The following is a 15,882-nucleotide window of genomic DNA, read 5'->3' as shown; positions in this document are numbered from 1 at the left end:
CTAAATGCGTCAAACCATTTACCTTTAAGTGTCCTGTAAATTTTAGAAGTATATGATAGATATCAAAGTCCCCACTGTGGGGGAATCCATTAGTGAGGTAACCTTAATCAAATGGGTCAAAAAAACCGGGGATTATGTAAACCGAGATGAGGTCATTGCTGAACTGGAAAGTGAAAAAGCCACTTTCGAAGTCAATGCTGAACAGGCAGGTATTTTACAAACGGTAGCAGAAGAAGAACAAACCCTGCAAATAGGTGACGTCCTGGCCAAAATTGATGAAACTGCCGCAGCGCCAGCACCCAGCACGCCAGCCAGTGCATCAGCTCCTGCTGAGACGCCTGCCGCAGCCCCATCCGCTGAACCGGCAGCTACGGCCGAGGCCGTAGGCAAAGGTGTCATTGATATGACTGTTCCTACTATTGGCGAATCTATCACAGAAGTAACCCTGGTCAATTATCTGAAGCAGGATGGAGATCTTGTCAGAAGAGATGAACCTATCGCCGAACTGGAAAGCGAAAAAGCAACTTTTGAACTGAATGCCGAAGAATCCGGTAAACTAAGCCTGGTGGCTAAAATCGACGATGTACTGCAAATCGGCGATCTGGTTGCTAAAATCGACACCGATGTGGCGGTACCAGCGGCTACTGCAGCTGCACCTAAAGCCCAGGCGCCCGTTACCACCATCCCGAATGATTTAAAAGCAAGTCCTGTGGCCTCTGCAATTATCGCAGACAAACACATGGACCCTTCAACCATAAAGGCTACCGGCCATGGCGGCAGAATCATGAAAGGGGACGTACTGGCAGCACTGGCCAATCCTGGCAAACAGACTTTTGCCGGTCAGCCGCTGAACTCCAGAAATGAACGCAGGGAAAAAATGAGTAATCTGCGTAAAACGATTAGCCGCAGACTGGTGGAATCCAAAAATACCACTGCCATGCTTACTACATTTAATGAAGTAGACATGACCCGTATTATGGAAGTCCGCAAACAATATAAAGATAAATTTAAAGAACAGCATGGTGTCGGACTGGGCTTTATGAGCTTCTTCTCAAAGGCTTGCGCCATTGCGTTAAGCGAATGGCCGGCTGTCAATGCTTATATTGATGGCAATGAACTGGTATACCACGATTATGCCGATATCTCCATAGCTGTCAGCACCCCTAAAGGCCTGACAGTACCGGTTATGCGTAATGTCGAATCAATGAGCATGGCCGATATCGAAAAGACCGTTGTAGAACTGGCCACCAAAGCCCGTAACGGTAAACTCGGTATGGAAGAGCTGACAGGCGGGACCTTTACCATCACCAATGGCGGTACTTTTGGCAGCCTGCTCAGCACGCCTATTATCAATTTACCACAGAGCGCCATTTTGGGAATGCATAAAATCCAGGAAAGACCGATGGCGATCGGTGGCCAGGTGGTTATCCGTCCCATGATGTATGTAGCCTTAAGTTACGATCATCGCATTATTGACGGAAAAGAATCAGTCAGCTTCCTGGTGCGGGTCAAAGAGCTGCTGGAAAATCCGGAACTGTTGCTTTATAGCAAAGATCCCGTAAAAGCATTACTGGAACTCTAATCCGAAGGTAACACACTCATAAGGCAGTCTTCACCCGAACGATATATAAAAACCGGCTGGTCATTTTCTTTAGAAAAAGATCAGCCGGTTTTCTCTATTCAGGATGTATAGTGTATAGCGATTTTAGGACGGGGCAATCTTTCAATCTTATCTTGTCAAAGAATCCCAAAGCTACAAGACCCCGTTCAGATATGCTGAACGGGGTCTTGGTATATATTTTTTGATTTGATTCGTCTGTAAAACGATCAGGCTTTATTCTACTTAAGTTTAATTAGCCTTTGCATCACCAGCATGTAACTTTTCATGGTGTTTACGCTCCATCACAGAGTGGTCTTTTACCTTACCCAGTGGCTTATCTTTAGCAAAATCGATCAGGATCGGTGCTGCTACAAAGATAGAGGAATAGGTACCGGTGATTACCCCGATCAGCATAGCGAAAGCAAATCCTCTGACCACTTCTCCACCGAAAATAAACAGAATCAGGATGGATAAGAATACTGTCAAGGAAGTCATGATGGTACGGCTCAGCGTTTCATTGATCGCCTTATTGATAATCGTTTCCTTGTCCAAGGTATGGAGGATACCGGCATCTTCACGGATACGGTCATAAACGATTACCGTATCATTCATGGAGAAACCGATAACTGTCAGTACCGCCGCAATAAAGTGCTGGTCAATTTCCAGCGGGAACGGAACAATGTTTCTGAAGAAACTAAATACAATCAACGTTACTAAAACGTCATGTAACAGTGATACGATGGTACCCAATGAGAAACGCCAGTCTCTGAACCTGATAAAGATATACAGACAGATAACGATAATTGCAAATACCGTAGCCTTTGTAGCTCCTGCCTTCAGATCTTTAGAGATGGTTGGAAGTACGGTCTGTGAACTTTGAATATAGGTATTCTTGAAGCTGGCAAAGGTGGTTGCTTCAGGCAAAAATGACTGTAAACCTTTATATAACTCCTGTTCAACCTTTGCATCCACATCCTTTCCGGTTTCATGAATCAGGTAAGAGGTGGTGATATTTAACTGTTCCGGTACATTTACGGTCTTGATAATCGGTGCATCTTTAAAGAGCGCTTTCAGATCATCTCTCACTTTGTCCTGGTTAGGCGCTTTCTCAAATTTGACCGTATAACTACGACCTCCGGAGAATTCTACCCCTTCGTTGAACCCGTTGAAAAACGAAGCCACACCCAGTATTACTACAAAAATAGAGATGATATAAGTTACCTTACGGTATTTTACAAAAGGAATGGCACGGTGTGCAAATACCTTTTTAGAAATTTTGGTAAAATAATTAAAGTGTCTTTGTTTATTGGTATAGATATCAGATACCAGACGAGATACTAAGATACCGCAGAATAAAGACAGCAGAATACCGATGATCTGTGTTGTCGCAAATCCAAGTACAGGACCTAAACCAAAATAGAACAGGATAATAGCCGTAAGCAGGGTCGTTACGTGCGCATCCAGTACAGGAGCGTAAGAGCGTTTATACCCGTCTTCCACCGCATGAAGATATCCTTTTCCTCTGACCAGTTCCTCTTTGATACGCTCAAAGATAATAACGTTGGTATCCACGGCCATACCCACCGTAAGTACCAGGGCCGCAATACCCGGAGCGGTCAAGGTAAAGCCCAGTGAACTCAGTACACCAATGGTAAATAAAAGGTTTAGCGTAAGAGCAATATTGGCAATCCAGCCGGCTGTATTAAAATACAGTAACATTAAGGCAAAGATGACAACAAAGGATAAACCAAATGAAATCATACCACCGGTTACCGCTGCCTGACCCAGGGTAGGTCCTACAATCTGTTCCTGAACGATCTTAGCAGGCGCCGGTAATTTACCGGATTCAAGGATATTGGCCATATCCTGCGCTTCAGCTACGGTATAGCTACCGGTAATTTCTGAACTACCGCCGGTGATTTCCCCGTTTACGTTCGGAGCGCTGTATACAATATTGTCCAGCACGATCGCAATTGGACGTCCTACGTTCTTTTTGGTCATGTCCGCCCAGATACGTGCACCGGACTCATCCATTTTCATATTTACAGTTACCTGGCCCATCTGGTTATTACCCTGGCTGGCATCCGTGATATGATCCCCTTCCAGTCTGGCCTGACCGTTATCCAGGGTTTTAATCGCATATAAGGTTAAAACACCGTTCATTTTAGTATCCTTCTCATCCGGTTTACCGTACATGAATACGAGATTGGAAGGGAAAGCCGCTTTAACGATATCGCTGGCTAATAATTTATTCAGTTTAGCGGTATCGGCTTTACTTACAAGACCTACATAGGATGGATATCCAACATGTCCTTGTTCATCCTGATAAGGACGGGCAATATCCAGGAACATGGAACTGAATGGATATTTTTCACGAATCAGTTTTGCGCTGTCCACTGCTCCCGTAGCTGTTTTGGAAGAATCAGCAAAGGTTGCATTGGTGTCTGTAGCCGTCTGTTCCAATGCAGATAAAGAAGTATTACCCGTATCTGCCTTAGGCGCCTGTGTCGTTGCAGCAGTTGCAGCAGCAGTCGTAGCAGCCGCGGCTGCAGCAGTGTCTTTCTGATCAGCATGACCACCTGCTTTAGCCAGTAAGCCATCTACTTTTTGAAAGTCAGCACCGATTTCTGAGATGTTATATACTTCAAAGAACTGTAGGTTGGCCGTTGACTGCAGATAGTGACGGACACGTTCTGCATCATTGACACCAGCCAGTTCAATCGTGATAATGCCTTTAGCTTCATCCGGATTGATAGTCGGAGAAGAAAGACCGAAACGGTCAATACGAGTTCTTAAGATTTTATAGGTATTGGTAAAGGCTGCTTTTGCCTGTTTACGCAAATAAATAAACACCTGATCATCCGTAGACTCATAAGTCAGTTCTTTATTACTCTTCTGGGCAAAGAAAGGAGCCAGTTTTTTACCATTACTAACTTTTTTCCATTGATCTGCAAATAGGGAGATAAAGTCTGTATTATCATTGGCCTTGATCGCTTTAGCCTGATCAATAGCCTGATTGATAGAGGCATCTTTAGAGTAATTGGACAAGGCATGGACCAAACCGTCCAGGCCCACTTCCATGGTTACACTCATACCACCTTGCAGGTCAAGACCTAACATCAGCTCACTGTTTTTGGCTTTCTGATAGGTCGTCATGCCAAACGGACCGATTTTGTCATTGCGGGTACTGTCCAATAAATGTCTCACCTGATTTCTCTCAATAATCTCCAGCGAATCAGCATACAGCTTTTGTTGCTCCAGATTGCCAGCATATTTTTGTTCAGGCGTGGCATAACTTGCTTTTACCCAGGCACTTGCCTTATCTTCCATTTTGTTCTCATGACTATGCACCATCCAGGTGAAGGAGAGCTGATAAATACAAATCAGCACCAAAGCCACGGTAAAGAAACGTACTAATCCTTTTAATTGCATAAAATTCGTAGGGTAATTTGTTTTACTAAATTTGCGCAAAGATAGGGTTTGCGATTGAATTGTGTTAAATAAAAATTATAAGTCATTTTTTGGAGGAAAATGCCATTTCTAGCGGTTTTCAGCATCAGTCCCTTCGTCCGACCCCTCACCCTTAACCGCAGGAAGTATGTAGATGCTTTCAGCGGTTAGTTTTTTTTCCGGTTGCTAAGCTAAGGGATTTCAGGCAAAGGATTTCACGAAGGGAGTAAAATATTGAAAATATTAGTAAGCCTTAATGGTTAATGTATCCAAAATCCTTAGTTCGCACCAATAAATAATTATGGCCGGTTCAGATGATTGACCGGCCACAACTTTTTTAAATACTATATATGATACAATATCTCCGAGCGATAGTGCTATTTATTTGCCATAGCTGTTTTTCACAAAGCCTACCACTTTAACGTCAAAATAAAGAGGAGAGTTTGCCGGAATTCCTGTTTTGGCCGAATTGCTATAACCATACAGGGATGGAGTTAAAATACGGATTTCACCGCCTTTTCCAACTTTTCCTACAAGCGCCTGCCAGGCGTAAATCATATTTGGAATCGCGAATAAAACAGGCTCATCGGATTTGCCAAATTCAGTCCCATTCAATAAGGTTCCCTTATAGGTAACAGAGGCAATTAACGTAGAATCAGTGTAGGTATTATAAATTGTCGTATTACCGCCTACTGAACCGCCAATAGCAGCATCAGAAGTATCAGTGCTTCCCTGGGTTAAGTTTCCTGGGTTTACAATCTCATAATATAAATAAGGCATTTTGTACCCTTTCAATTCAAAGTTTGTTCCATTGCTTACATATAAATACAAAGAATCAGACTGCGTAACCATATTATATCCCGTGGAATCTATAAAGGCCTGTAAGGCCGGTGCTTCTACAGAAGGATCTACAGGAGCTACATAATTATCTGAATCATTTTTCAGACAAGAACTCATCGTCACACACATTGCGGCCAACATGCTGACCGACATTAGGAATTTTTTCATTGAAGATATTTTTGAATTTAACACCTATAACGGGTTATGTTAAACTAACGCTACAATATTTGTGCAATAAATTTAAAAAAATTGCCTTATCTACAAGCATTTTCAAGGCATCTTTTTTTTGTACAAGTGTTTTTGCCTGTCATTCAGGTGTATTTGCCTGTTTTTATTCCTGCTCCGGATTTGCTTTTGCCGGTGGCACTGCATCTACAATTTCACCCTTCGGTTCATGTCCCGGGAGCGTCTGTCCATTTTGTGCTGCCTGCTCTCTATTCATTCTGGCCTTAATTTCCAGATAAGATTGTTCATTCATCTCCCATTTTTGCTTTTGGGAGAAAATAGCATAGGTAATGGCAATCAGAAGTACGGCAAAAATAAGGAGTGCCGGGCTTACATCTGTGGACAACTCCATCATCGCTCTTTTATACCAACCGCTAAACACACAGATTAAAATTGCGGCTGCAAAAGTCAGCCCCAGGGGCAATCCGGCCCGGGCCTGCCGGAGGAGCTTTTTCTCCTTTTCCCGGTTAGCCTCCCAATACTGTAAAAATTTCTCCTGTTCGGGCGTTAACATGGGTCAAAGTTATCCAAAGTTTTGTTGCTAAAAACTCAATGTTATAAAATAATTACGCAAAAAAATTTAGTAGAATATGATTTTTCTACTGAAAAATGAACTAAACTTGCAAACCATAATGATCCAAATTGAATACAGGAACCTAAAAATAGGCAAATTTTGAGCTTATCTACCCGTTATATCAGAGAGTATCTGGAGCTGAATAAAACTGTTACGCTGGAGAAAATAGGCACCCTTACTTTACCGGATGCCATTTCCAAGGATGAGGACGGTAATATTATCAGTTCCCCTGCTTTTGTTTATGACAAAAAAGCAGTTACTACCCCGGAATTTGTGGATTATCTGGCAGAGGCTACCCAAAAATCTCATTCAATTGCCAGTGCTGACCTTGAATATTTCCTGGATCAGACAAGACAGCTGATGAATATCGGCTCCACTCCTTTTGTGATTGATGGTATCGGCTTTATATACGCCGACAAAAGTGGCGGCTATCAGTTGAGTACCGAAAAACTGGAAGAGACCAAGGAAAGAGAAAAGAAGCATTATGAAGATAATTACAGCAATTCTCCCCTAACCTCTGCCACCAACTATGCCACCCGCAAAGTCAATAAAAAAGTGATTGGCCGTTGGGTCTTAATTCTTTTAATTATTGGGGTCATTATCTTTGGCGCCTACTATATCCCGAAATCTTCCTTTAACTTCTTTAAAGATAGCCCGGCGGATACGGCGGCAGTGGCGGATACCTTAACCAAACCCAAGGTAAACGTCCCGGTGCAGCCTGAAAAACCAGTACGTAAGGAAGGCAGCTACCATTTTATATTTCAGACCTATCCCACTAAGGCCCAGGCCGATAAGCGCATTGATCAGTTAAAAAGCTATGGAAATGTCGTCTCCATGGATTCTTCAAGCAGTGCCACAGGAACGCTTTACCGTTTATATATAGCGATGGATAACGTTCAGGCCACGGATACCGTCCGGTTAAAAGATTCTCTTAAATCCTACTACGGGCATGCGGTCACGATTGAATAATTGAGGAGAATCATTAAGAATCAATAAATTAAAGACATTAAGGCGTTGCTGACATAAACAGCAACGCCTTTTTTATTGCGGACTGTTCATACTCATCAACAGGGGCAGTCACATCCTTGGGTTGGCTGCCAGATATGCAATTTTGTCACGTATAAAGATAATTCCTAAACCAGATACGTGTATAAATATGCCAAAATGAACCAAATGGCAGTCAGTTATTGCCATTAAGTGAAATTTTGACCCATTCAGGCCCAGTGGCAATAAAATTGCTAACCAGTAGTTGTTTGAAAAAAGTATAAATTATTCTAATCACAAACCATTAAATACTTCATTCTATGGCAAAAAAATTAAATGTAACCCCACTGCATGACCGGGTTCTTATTCAGCCAGCAGCGGCCGAAACAAAAAGTGCCGGTGGAATCATTATTCCGGATACAGCAAAAGAAAAACCTCAGCGCGGAACTGTTGTCGCTGTAGGTGCTGGTAAAAAAGACGAACCGATGACCGTTAAAACCGGCGACACCGTTTTATATGGCAAATATGCAGGTCAGGAACTAGAATTTGAAGGCAAGCAATATTTGATTATGCGTGAAAGCGACATCGTTGCTATTCTCTAAGCAGTCTCAGGTAAAAACATTCGTAAACAATAAAGTTGAATAAAGCATTATGGCAAAACAGATTTATTTTGATATAGACGCCAGAAATAAGATGAAAAAAGGCGTTGATACGCTGGCAAACGCCGTTAAAGTTACCTTAGGTCCCAAAGGACGTAATGTAGTAATTGAAAAGAAATTTGGTGCACCTTCCGTTACAAAAGACGGGGTTTCCGTGGCCAAAGAAGTTGAATTAGAAGATGCCATTGAGAACATGGGTGCTCAAATGGTCAAAGAAGTAGCCTCCAAAACTGCAGATATTGCAGGGGATGGTACTACGACTGCCACTGTCCTGGCACAAGCCATTATCAGTGAAGGCCTGAAAAACGTTGCTGCAGGCGCTAATCCAATGGACCTCAAACGTGGTATCGATAAAGCCGTTGGCAAAATCATCGACAACCTGCGTGAACAATCTCAGGCCGTTGGTAACGACAGTAAGAAAATTGAGCAGGTAGCCTCGATCTCTGCCAATAATGATAATGAAATCGGTAAACTGATTGCCCAGGCTTTCACCAAAGTAGGTAAGGAAGGCGTGATTACCGTAGAAGAAGCAAAAGGTACAGAAACTACCGTAGATGTAGTTGAAGGTATGCAGTTTGACCGCGGTTATATCTCTGCTTACTTTGTTACCAATACAGAGAAAATGGAAGTAGAGATGCAAAATCCTTACATCCTGATCTTTGACAAGAAAATCTCTAACTTAAAAGAGATCCTGCCTTTACTGGAAAAAATCGTTCAATCCTCTGCTTCTTTACTGATTATCGCAGAAGATTTAGAAGGCGAAGCGCTTTCTACACTGGTTGTGAACAAATTACGTGGTCAGCTGAAAGTTGCTGCTGTTAAAGCACCAGGTTTTGGTGACCGCCGTAAAGAAATGCTGCAGGATATCGCCGTATTAACCGGTGGCACTGTAATCAGTGAAGAACAGGGCTTTACCCTGGAAAATGCAGATTTACCTGCACTGGGTCGTGCTGCTTCCGTTACCATTAATAAAGACAATACAACCATTGTCAATGGTAAAGGAAAGAAAGCTGATATCCAGGCCAGAGTCTCTCAGATTAAAGCACAGCTGGAAACTTCTACTTCTGACTACGATAAAGAAAAATTACAGGAACGCCTGGCTAAATTAGCCGGCGGTGTTGCTGTCCTTTATGTAGGTGCTGCTACTGAAGTAGAAATGAAAGAAAAGAAAGACCGTGTTGATGACGCCCTGCACGCAACACGTGCTGCCGTTCAGGAAGGTATCGTACCTGGTGGTGGCGTTGCTTATATCCGCGCATCCGCTGCTCTGGATAAATTAAAAGGTCAGAATTTTGATGAAACAACCGGTATCGCTATTGTTAAGCGTGCTATCGAAGAGCCTATCCGTCAGATCGTTAAGAACTGTGGTGTGGAAGGATCCATCGTTGTTCAGACCATCAAAGAAGGCAAAGCTGATTATGGCTTTAACGCCCGTACTGAGGTTTTCGAACCACTGTTAAAAGCAGGGGTTATCGATCCGACGAAAGTAACCCGTATCGCGCTGGAAAATGCAGCTTCTATCGCAGGTATGCTGCTGACTACAGAATGTGTCATTGCAGATAAACCGGAGCCTAAGGCTGCTGCTGCACCAATGCCAGATCCTTCCATGGGTATGGGCTACTAATATCTGTTGCAGCTATTATATATTATAATTTATATTTATATTATAATTTTGACCAGGTCGCGCTTTTACAGCGCGGCCTTTTTTATTATGGAGCGGATAGGCCCGCGTCTGACTGAAGTGAAGGCCACCCAGCAAGGCTTCTTCCCTTCCTTATATATAAATCCAGCCAGGGAGGCCGCCCTGCACAATAAACAAATTATAATCAGCGTTTTTATAATCAACAGCCAGCAGCTCTGGCCGGGATGGACCTGTTTTTTTACTTTAATACAGGCTACCTGGCATAGAGATGCTGCTATTTGCATCCATAAATATTTTAAAGGACGTCAATCATTAAAAACAGGGCTGCGCTTATAGCAGTTTTAGAGCTTATATGACTGGAAAAAAAACGCATTTAGTATTTGGCATCTTTCTGCTGCTGACCGCTTTAGCAGGATGCTCTTCTAATAAAATCAGCGCCTCTGCCTCTGATGACGGCGTGGTACATGGCATAAAATACGATAAGATACCCAAAGGCATGGATCTGCCCTCCAATATGGTATATGTCCCTACCGGGTCTTTTACCCTGGGGAGTGCTGAATCAGGCTCCGCCGGGACGACCAGTGTTTCTGTTAACGGATTCTGGATGGATAAATATGAGGTCACCAATGCGCAGTATCATCAGTTTGTCAACTGGGTGCGGGATTCTACAGCAGCAATGATTCTGGGGTATGTACACGTATCCAAAGAAGGTGATACCGCAGTAGACTGGTCTAAAGCAAAAAAGATCAACTTCGCGGATGACGATATCCAACAAAGACTCAGCAGTATAATGCTCCCCAGTCAGGATTTACTCAATGATCAGCCTGAATTAGACCCTTCTAAACTTATTTACCGGGCTAAGGGGTTTGATTATAACGCAGCGGCTCATCATCCCGACCAACCCAGAAAGAATTTTATTTATAGTTATGATGTCCCCATTTATCCGGACACCCTGGTCTGGATAAAGGATTTTGACTACTCTTATAACGTGTCCATGGCCAGGGATTACTTTGAGAATGCTGCTTACGCGCAGTATCCGGTCGTGGGGGTTAACTGGAGACAGGCAACCGCCTTTGCCCATTGGCGTACTAATTACCTGAATCAATATCTGGGCAGAAAGAAACTGGCCGTTCAGAATGCTTACCGTTTGCCAACGGAAGCTGAATTTGAATACGCCGCCAGAGGAGGCCATAATAACTTCCTGTACCCCTGGGGTAATTACCTGAAAAATGCGGAAGGCTGCATGATGGCTAACTTTAAAAACGGCAAGGGTAATTATACAGATGACGGGGCGCTTTACCCGGCCAGAGTGGACAGCTATCTGCCTAATGATTTTGGACTGTATAATATAGCAGGAAACGTCTCTGAATGGACAGCCACCAGCTATATCAATGGTTATCAGGCCTATGACAATGATTTTAACCCCAATATCTATATCAATGCAACCGATAAAGATAGCCAGGATAAAAAAAGAAAGACAGTGAGAGGGGGCAGTTGGAAAGATCCGGCTGACGGCATCCAGGTGAATGCCAGATCTTACGAATATATGGATTCTTCCAGATCCTATATTGGTTTTAGATGCGTAATTGACATCCCGCCGGGAACCCCTAAAAAATAATATGAATCCCAGCAACAAAGGAGTTGAAGGATTTAGAAGCGTCCTTATATATAAGCTATTAGCTCAATTTACGATCATGATCAGATTAGGTTCATTTGCGACATTCCGACTTCAGATACCCTTGGCAGCAAGGTTGAGTATATTATTACTTTGTACCGGCCTTACCGCTCCTGTTACTTATGGGCAAAAAGCGGCCGGCACCTACGACAGTAAAAGAACGGACACCACTAAGCTGCCCGGCAATTTTTTCTCCCAGGGAGCAGGAGACAGTCTCCCGGTCCAGGTAATCAATACCGGTACCGAACTGCCTCAGGGGAAAATGCCGCTGCGCAATGATTTCCCCTATCAACAAGCTCCCTATCAGCAAAGCAATGCGCTGCCCTACCCCAGTGTACGGCAGGAAAACATCACTTTTAATGTCCGGGTCTGGGAAAATATCGATACCCGTAAGCCTGATAACCGCCATCTGATGTATGCACTGGATGACTTTGGGGCTCACCAATTTATAACCCTCATGCTCCAGGCGATCAATGAGGGAAAAATAACCGCCTTTAGCTCGGAAGATGATCGTTTTACCACGCCCATGACCCCGGATCAGGTTAAAGAATCCATGGGCAATGGCCTGGATACTTCAGCCGTTTATGATCTGGATGGCAATATCAGCGGCTATCAGATCCGCTCTAAATCCATTGATCTGGATTCCGTCTTCACTTTCTGCCTGAAAGAGGACTGGTTTTATGACAAGAGCTATGGCAAAATGATGGTTCGGATCTTAGGGATTGCGCCCATTGTCCCATATAAGCTCTCCACCGGTGAGACCATCCCCAATAGTGAGCATGCCTTATTCTGGCTCTATTTTCCGGATCTCAGAAGCCTGATGACTAGATATAAGGCCTATGATAATGGTGCCACCGGCACTAAGATTCCATTTAATGAACTCTTTGATTTAAGGGAATTTAAGGGACAGATGGTAAAATCTGATTATCAAAACCCGGGCGAAATACCCTGGAATACCCTGATGCCGGACCTGGATGAGCAAAAGGCCACCGCTGCTAAAATCTGGGATATGATTGATCATTACGGGCAAGGTAAATATCATATGATCTCAGAAACTTTACCGGAAAGCGGCAAAAGACGCCGCAGGTAAACGGATGCATTATTTTCTAAGCCCTAAAAAGAGGATAAATTTAGCAGCGCTCAGATGATAAGACGTTATAATCTGCTATATTTGTCCTGCTTCCTTTGACGGGCATCCTAATTAAAACCTGTCAGCGGATCATAAAATTGTAGAAAATGGGGGAAATCGGACCTAAGGAACTATTACTGATCGCAATTGTAATCCTGCTATTATTTGGCACCAAAAGATTGCCGGAACTTATGCGTGGGCTGGGTAAAGGTGTAAAAACTTTTAATGACAGCAAAAACTCCGTTATGGATGAGATGGATAGCATTAAAAAACCGCTGAACGTTGTAAAAAATCCAATGGGTGCAGTTAAAAAAGAAGTGATATCTTCCATTAGCTCTACTAAAACGACTAAAGCCAGCAGCATTACAGATCTGGATAGCGAGCCGGTCTCTGAAGATAAAAATGTGTAGGATTGAATTGGCTAATAAGAGCTGAGGCTTCCTGCTGCTAGTTAGGGGCCTTATTACATCTGTCCAGATAATGAACCAGGGTCTCTATCCCCAGCACTCGCCTTCTTTTCTCTGCAGCCTCCCTGCCTCCTAAAACCGGTAAAGGCAGATATTGATTTTGTTTGCTATCCCAATAAATCTGAGACCCGAAATATTGTTTCCCTCCTTGCATAAGGCTCACCCTGTCCTGCAATAAGGCGTAATCCTCTTTGGGTAGATCTCCCTTTTGAGCAGATCTGTTAATAAGCGGCAGATACTTTATCATATGCAGTGAATCACTATGCTGAATCACAAGAAATATAACCTGCTTTGCTGTATCTGGCAGCCGCATCAGGTCATCCCAGCCGTAGGTGGTTTGCAGCTGATCTATTGTCAGCATGTGCTGCCTGTCCAGGCTTTTTTGTAAGGCCCACAGCGAATCGTAAGCCACCTGCAGACTGTCATTCCAGTTTTGATCCATAGCGACCAGCTTATAGCGGTTCAACTGATCTTCACGATATATACGGTCTAATTCATGGCGGATGACAGGCGCGTTAATATGTTTAGGTTGCCCGAAAAGCCGGCTCGATATGGATAGCGATAGCAGCACAAGCATGAGCAGTAAAGCGCCGCTTTTGTTCCTGTAGCCTTTGGATAAATCACCTAAATCTGCAGCCCTTTTTTGTTTTCGCATCAGTTGATTTCTGCCCTCTTTTTTGATAACTTAACCTGAGGCGTATCCCCCCTGGTCTTATTGCCAAAAATAAAATATAAAATCCCTCCGGTGAGCCATATAAGACCACCCATATAAAACAACAGCGTCCCTATATTATTTTGAGTTCCGTCATGAAAGCACCAGCCGATAAAAATTTGCAGTATTCCCTCAATCATAAAAATACTCCCCGCAACCCGGTGTTTTTTATCAGCAGACACCCAGCTCCACTTCTTTAAATACTCCTTTTTTCTCATACTAAAAAGACCCATTAAAAGAATCAGCTGCAAAAAAATAAATTGATAGAGGATTGACTTCATATTCTTTTTTTAATCTACAGGTTGGCACCATTCACTGATGAATGCCCGCTAACGACCTGCAGGTATAAATTTAAATCCCTGTTGCAAGTCAGAATCCAGATAATCCAGCGTGATCCCCTGTAACTGCATTAACTGCGCTTTATTAATTACACAGTCTAAGCCTGCGGTTGTAAATATCTGGTCTGTAGATTCTGCCTTATCAAAACCCAAGTAGTAGGTCACGGCTACCCCGCAGCCGCCTCCCCTTGCCCCAATCCTTAAATACGGATTACCCTGCTCGGCAGCCGCTGTTCGTAATGCTTCTAATTGCTCCAGAGCCGCCGGCGTTACTTCTATTAAATCCATGATGATTAAGCTTCTATTTAGCCAAAGGTACGATTTGCAAACAAACGCCGGTTCGTTGACAGATTGTTATTTTCCTAAAATGCACCCAAAGTCTTTGGTATTGTAGTAATTTTGCAGCATTTTTTAAAGGCTGGTTTTTAAGGACCCAAAAGAAGACAAAAGGCAAAAATAAGGTAAACTGAGCATCTTGTTATTCAACATCCGTAAAGCGCCTGTTAAAGAACCACCATTCGTACAAATAACTACTATCATACATGAAACGTGCACTGATCAAATTACATATCGCGGTCTTTCTCTGGGGTTTTACCGGAGTCCTGGGACGTACCATCAGCCTGAATGAAGGCTGGCTGGTCTGGTGGCGTATGTTTCTGACGGTGGTCACCATGTGGATCTTATTTGGAGCGATGGGCAAAATCAAAAAAATCTCTGCCAAAGAATTCTTAACCATTGGTGGCATAGGTGTGCTGCTGGCCATGCACTGGCTCTGCTTTTACGGAAGTATCAAATATGCCAATGTGTCCATCGCACTGATCTGTCTTTCTGGATCGGGCTTTGTATCGGCCATTTTAGAACCGCTGTTTTTTGGTCGCAGGATCAATATCAAAGAATTGTTCTTCGGACTGCTGACCCTGGTAGGTATCTTTATGATCTATCAGACCAATTTACATTTTTCCACCGGTTTTTATATCGGCATTCTGGCCTGTCTGTTAACCGTCACTGTTTCCATATTAAATAAAAAGATTGTCGATAAATATCAACCCGAATCCTTCACCCTGTATCAGCTGACCGGAGGTTTCATCGGCCTTAGCGCCCTGATGCCCTTCTATAACCGTGCTTTTCCGGCGATCACCTGGAAACCCGTTGGTGCGGAATGGTTTTGGCTGATCGTACTGGCCTGGTTCTGTACGATATTTACATTTATCCTCTATACCCAGGCGCTAAAAAAGCTCAGTGCCTTTACCATGAACCTGACCCTTACCCTGGAACCCGTCTACGGTATCCTGCTGGCTTTTGTAATTTATCAGGAGAATAGAGACCTGTCTAATACTTTTTATATAGGCTTTCTCTTTATATTATTTGCGGTCTTTTTACAAACCATTTCCCTGGCTAAAAAAAGACCCGGGACCGCAGTGGCTCCCATACCCAAATGGTGGCAGTTTCGGATCAAACACCAAAAATAAACGTCCTGCCCATTATTTAAATCAGTAAGGCTTTGTCTGGGACTTATGTTTTGGTATAGCTAAGGGCAAATAGTAGATTTGCTGCAGCGGGTGTGTTGTGTACTAATAACAGGGACGC

The 15,882-nt window shown here is 43.3% G+C and carries 15 protein-coding genes; 9 read left to right on the top strand and 6 right to left on the bottom strand.

Annotation, left to right across the window (positions count from 1 at the left end; translation table 11 throughout):
- Window positions 1-52: 52 nt before the first annotated feature.
- Window positions 53-1,582, top strand: a complete 1,530-nt coding sequence (gene odhB / locus BLU80_RS14340) for a 2-oxoglutarate dehydrogenase complex dihydrolipoyllysine-residue succinyltransferase (RefSeq protein ID WP_091399822.1) — start codon at window positions 53-55, stop codon at window positions 1,580-1,582.
- A 267-nt stretch (window positions 1,583-1,849) separates the two neighbouring features.
- On the opposite strand, the gene secDF is transcribed toward odhB, so the two are convergent.
- From secDF to BLU80_RS14325, 3 genes are all read right to left on the bottom strand, one after another.
- Complete coding sequence (gene secDF / locus BLU80_RS14335) at window positions 1,850-5,032, bottom strand: protein translocase subunit SecDF (RefSeq protein ID WP_091399820.1); 3,183 nt, start codon at window positions 5,030-5,032, stop codon at window positions 1,850-1,852.
- Window positions 5,033-5,431: 399 nt separating this feature from the next.
- Window positions 5,432-6,058, bottom strand: a complete 627-nt coding sequence (locus tag BLU80_RS14330) for an FKBP-type peptidyl-prolyl cis-trans isomerase (protein ID WP_091399817.1) — start codon at window positions 6,056-6,058, stop codon at window positions 5,432-5,434.
- A 163-nt stretch (window positions 6,059-6,221) separates the two neighbouring features.
- Window positions 6,222-6,629 carry a hypothetical protein gene (locus tag BLU80_RS14325; RefSeq protein WP_091399815.1) on the bottom strand — a complete coding sequence of 136 codons (408 nt, stop codon included), beginning with the start codon at window positions 6,627-6,629 and terminating at the stop codon, window positions 6,222-6,224.
- Window positions 6,630-6,788: 159 nt separating this feature from the next.
- Between BLU80_RS14325 and BLU80_RS14320 the strand changes: the two genes are divergently transcribed.
- From BLU80_RS14320 to BLU80_RS14290, 7 genes are all read left to right on the top strand, one after another.
- On the top strand, window positions 6,789-7,658 hold the full coding sequence (locus BLU80_RS14320) for an SPOR domain-containing protein (protein WP_091399813.1): 870 nt from the start codon (window positions 6,789-6,791) through the stop codon (window positions 7,656-7,658).
- Between the two features lie 335 nt (window positions 7,659-7,993).
- Entirely contained in the window at window positions 7,994-8,275 is a 282-nt protein-coding gene (locus BLU80_RS14315) for a co-chaperone GroES (RefSeq protein WP_091399811.1), read from the top strand.
- 49 nt (window positions 8,276-8,324) lie between these two features.
- Window positions 8,325-9,956 carry a chaperonin GroEL gene (gene groL / locus BLU80_RS14310; RefSeq protein WP_091399808.1) on the top strand — a complete coding sequence of 544 codons (1,632 nt, stop codon included), beginning with the start codon at window positions 8,325-8,327 and terminating at the stop codon, window positions 9,954-9,956.
- Between the two features lie 87 nt (window positions 9,957-10,043).
- Window positions 10,044-10,310, top strand: a complete 267-nt coding sequence (locus tag BLU80_RS14305; RefSeq protein WP_170831248.1) for a hypothetical protein — start codon at window positions 10,044-10,046, stop codon at window positions 10,308-10,310.
- 16 nt (window positions 10,311-10,326) lie between these two features.
- Window positions 10,327-11,592, top strand: a complete 1,266-nt coding sequence (gene porK, locus BLU80_RS14300) for a T9SS ring complex lipoprotein PorK/GldK (protein WP_091399804.1) — start codon at window positions 10,327-10,329, stop codon at window positions 11,590-11,592.
- Window position 11,593: 1 nt separating this feature from the next.
- Entirely contained in the window at window positions 11,594-12,739 is a 1,146-nt protein-coding gene (gene porN / locus BLU80_RS14295) for a type IX secretion system ring subunit PorN/GldN (protein ID WP_091399801.1), read from the top strand.
- A gap of 146 nt (window positions 12,740-12,885) precedes the next feature.
- Window positions 12,886-13,188, top strand: coding sequence for a Sec-independent protein translocase subunit TatA/TatB (locus BLU80_RS14290; protein WP_091399799.1), 303 nt, complete (start codon window positions 12,886-12,888; stop codon window positions 13,186-13,188).
- Window positions 13,189-13,225: 37 nt separating this feature from the next.
- On the opposite strand, the gene BLU80_RS14285 is transcribed toward BLU80_RS14290, so the two are convergent.
- From BLU80_RS14285 to BLU80_RS14275, 3 genes are read right to left on the bottom strand one after another with little or no spacing between them, the layout of a single operon-like run.
- A complete protein-coding gene (locus tag BLU80_RS14285) occupies window positions 13,226-13,900 on the bottom strand; it encodes a hypothetical protein (protein ID WP_091399797.1) in 675 nt (224 codons plus the stop codon).
- On the bottom strand, window positions 13,900-14,238 hold the full coding sequence (locus tag BLU80_RS14280) for a hypothetical protein (RefSeq protein ID WP_091399795.1): 339 nt from the start codon (window positions 14,236-14,238) through the stop codon (window positions 13,900-13,902). The genes BLU80_RS14285 and BLU80_RS14280 overlap by 1 nt, the downstream gene beginning before the upstream one ends.
- Window positions 14,239-14,286: 48 nt before the next feature.
- Window positions 14,287-14,583, bottom strand: coding sequence for a HesB/IscA family protein (locus BLU80_RS14275; protein WP_091399793.1), 297 nt, complete (start codon window positions 14,581-14,583; stop codon window positions 14,287-14,289).
- Between the two features lie 254 nt (window positions 14,584-14,837).
- On the opposite strand from BLU80_RS14275, the gene BLU80_RS14270 reads away from it, so the two are divergent.
- Window positions 14,838-15,764 carry a DMT family transporter gene (locus tag BLU80_RS14270; protein WP_091399791.1) on the top strand — a complete coding sequence of 309 codons (927 nt, stop codon included), beginning with the start codon at window positions 14,838-14,840 and terminating at the stop codon, window positions 15,762-15,764.
- Window positions 15,765-15,882 lie beyond the last annotated feature (118 nt).

The organism is Arachidicoccus rhizosphaerae, assembly GCF_900107765.1.
GTDB classification, from domain to species: Bacteria; Bacteroidota; Bacteroidia; order Chitinophagales; family Chitinophagaceae; genus Arachidicoccus; species Arachidicoccus rhizosphaerae.
Note: the sequence above shows the minus strand (reverse complement) of the source record. Positions and strands in the feature narration are given on the sequence as shown.

Coding starts and splice junctions, on each gene's coding strand:
- BLU80_RS14285 (WP_091399797.1), bottom strand. CDS start 13,900: ATGCGAAAACAAAAAAGGGCTGCAGATTTAGGTGATTTATCCAAAGGC.
- BLU80_RS14305 (WP_170831248.1), top strand. CDS start 10,044: ATGGAGCGGATAGGCCCGCGTCTGACTGAAGTGAAGGCCACCCAGCAA.
- BLU80_RS14275 (WP_091399793.1), bottom strand. CDS start 14,583: ATGGATTTAATAGAAGTAACGCCGGCGGCTCTGGAGCAATTAGAAGCA.
- BLU80_RS14325 (WP_091399815.1), bottom strand. CDS start 6,629: ATGTTAACGCCCGAACAGGAGAAATTTTTACAGTATTGGGAGGCTAAC.
- BLU80_RS14280 (WP_091399795.1), bottom strand. CDS start 14,238: ATGAAGTCAATCCTCTATCAATTTATTTTTTTGCAGCTGATTCTTTTA.
- porK (WP_091399804.1), top strand. CDS start 10,327: ATGACTGGAAAAAAAACGCATTTAGTATTTGGCATCTTTCTGCTGCTG.
- BLU80_RS14315 (WP_091399811.1), top strand. CDS start 7,994: ATGGCAAAAAAATTAAATGTAACCCCACTGCATGACCGGGTTCTTATT.
- BLU80_RS14330 (WP_091399817.1), bottom strand. CDS start 6,058: ATGAAAAAATTCCTAATGTCGGTCAGCATGTTGGCCGCAATGTGTGTG.
- BLU80_RS14270 (WP_091399791.1), top strand. CDS start 14,838: ATGAAACGTGCACTGATCAAATTACATATCGCGGTCTTTCTCTGGGGT.
- secDF (WP_091399820.1), bottom strand. CDS start 5,032: ATGCAATTAAAAGGATTAGTACGTTTCTTTACCGTGGCTTTGGTGCTG.
- groL (WP_091399808.1), top strand. CDS start 8,325: ATGGCAAAACAGATTTATTTTGATATAGACGCCAGAAATAAGATGAAA.
- odhB (WP_091399822.1), top strand. CDS start 53: ATGATAGATATCAAAGTCCCCACTGTGGGGGAATCCATTAGTGAGGTA.
- BLU80_RS14290 (WP_091399799.1), top strand. CDS start 12,886: ATGGGGGAAATCGGACCTAAGGAACTATTACTGATCGCAATTGTAATC.
- porN (WP_091399801.1), top strand. CDS start 11,594: ATGAATCCCAGCAACAAAGGAGTTGAAGGATTTAGAAGCGTCCTTATA.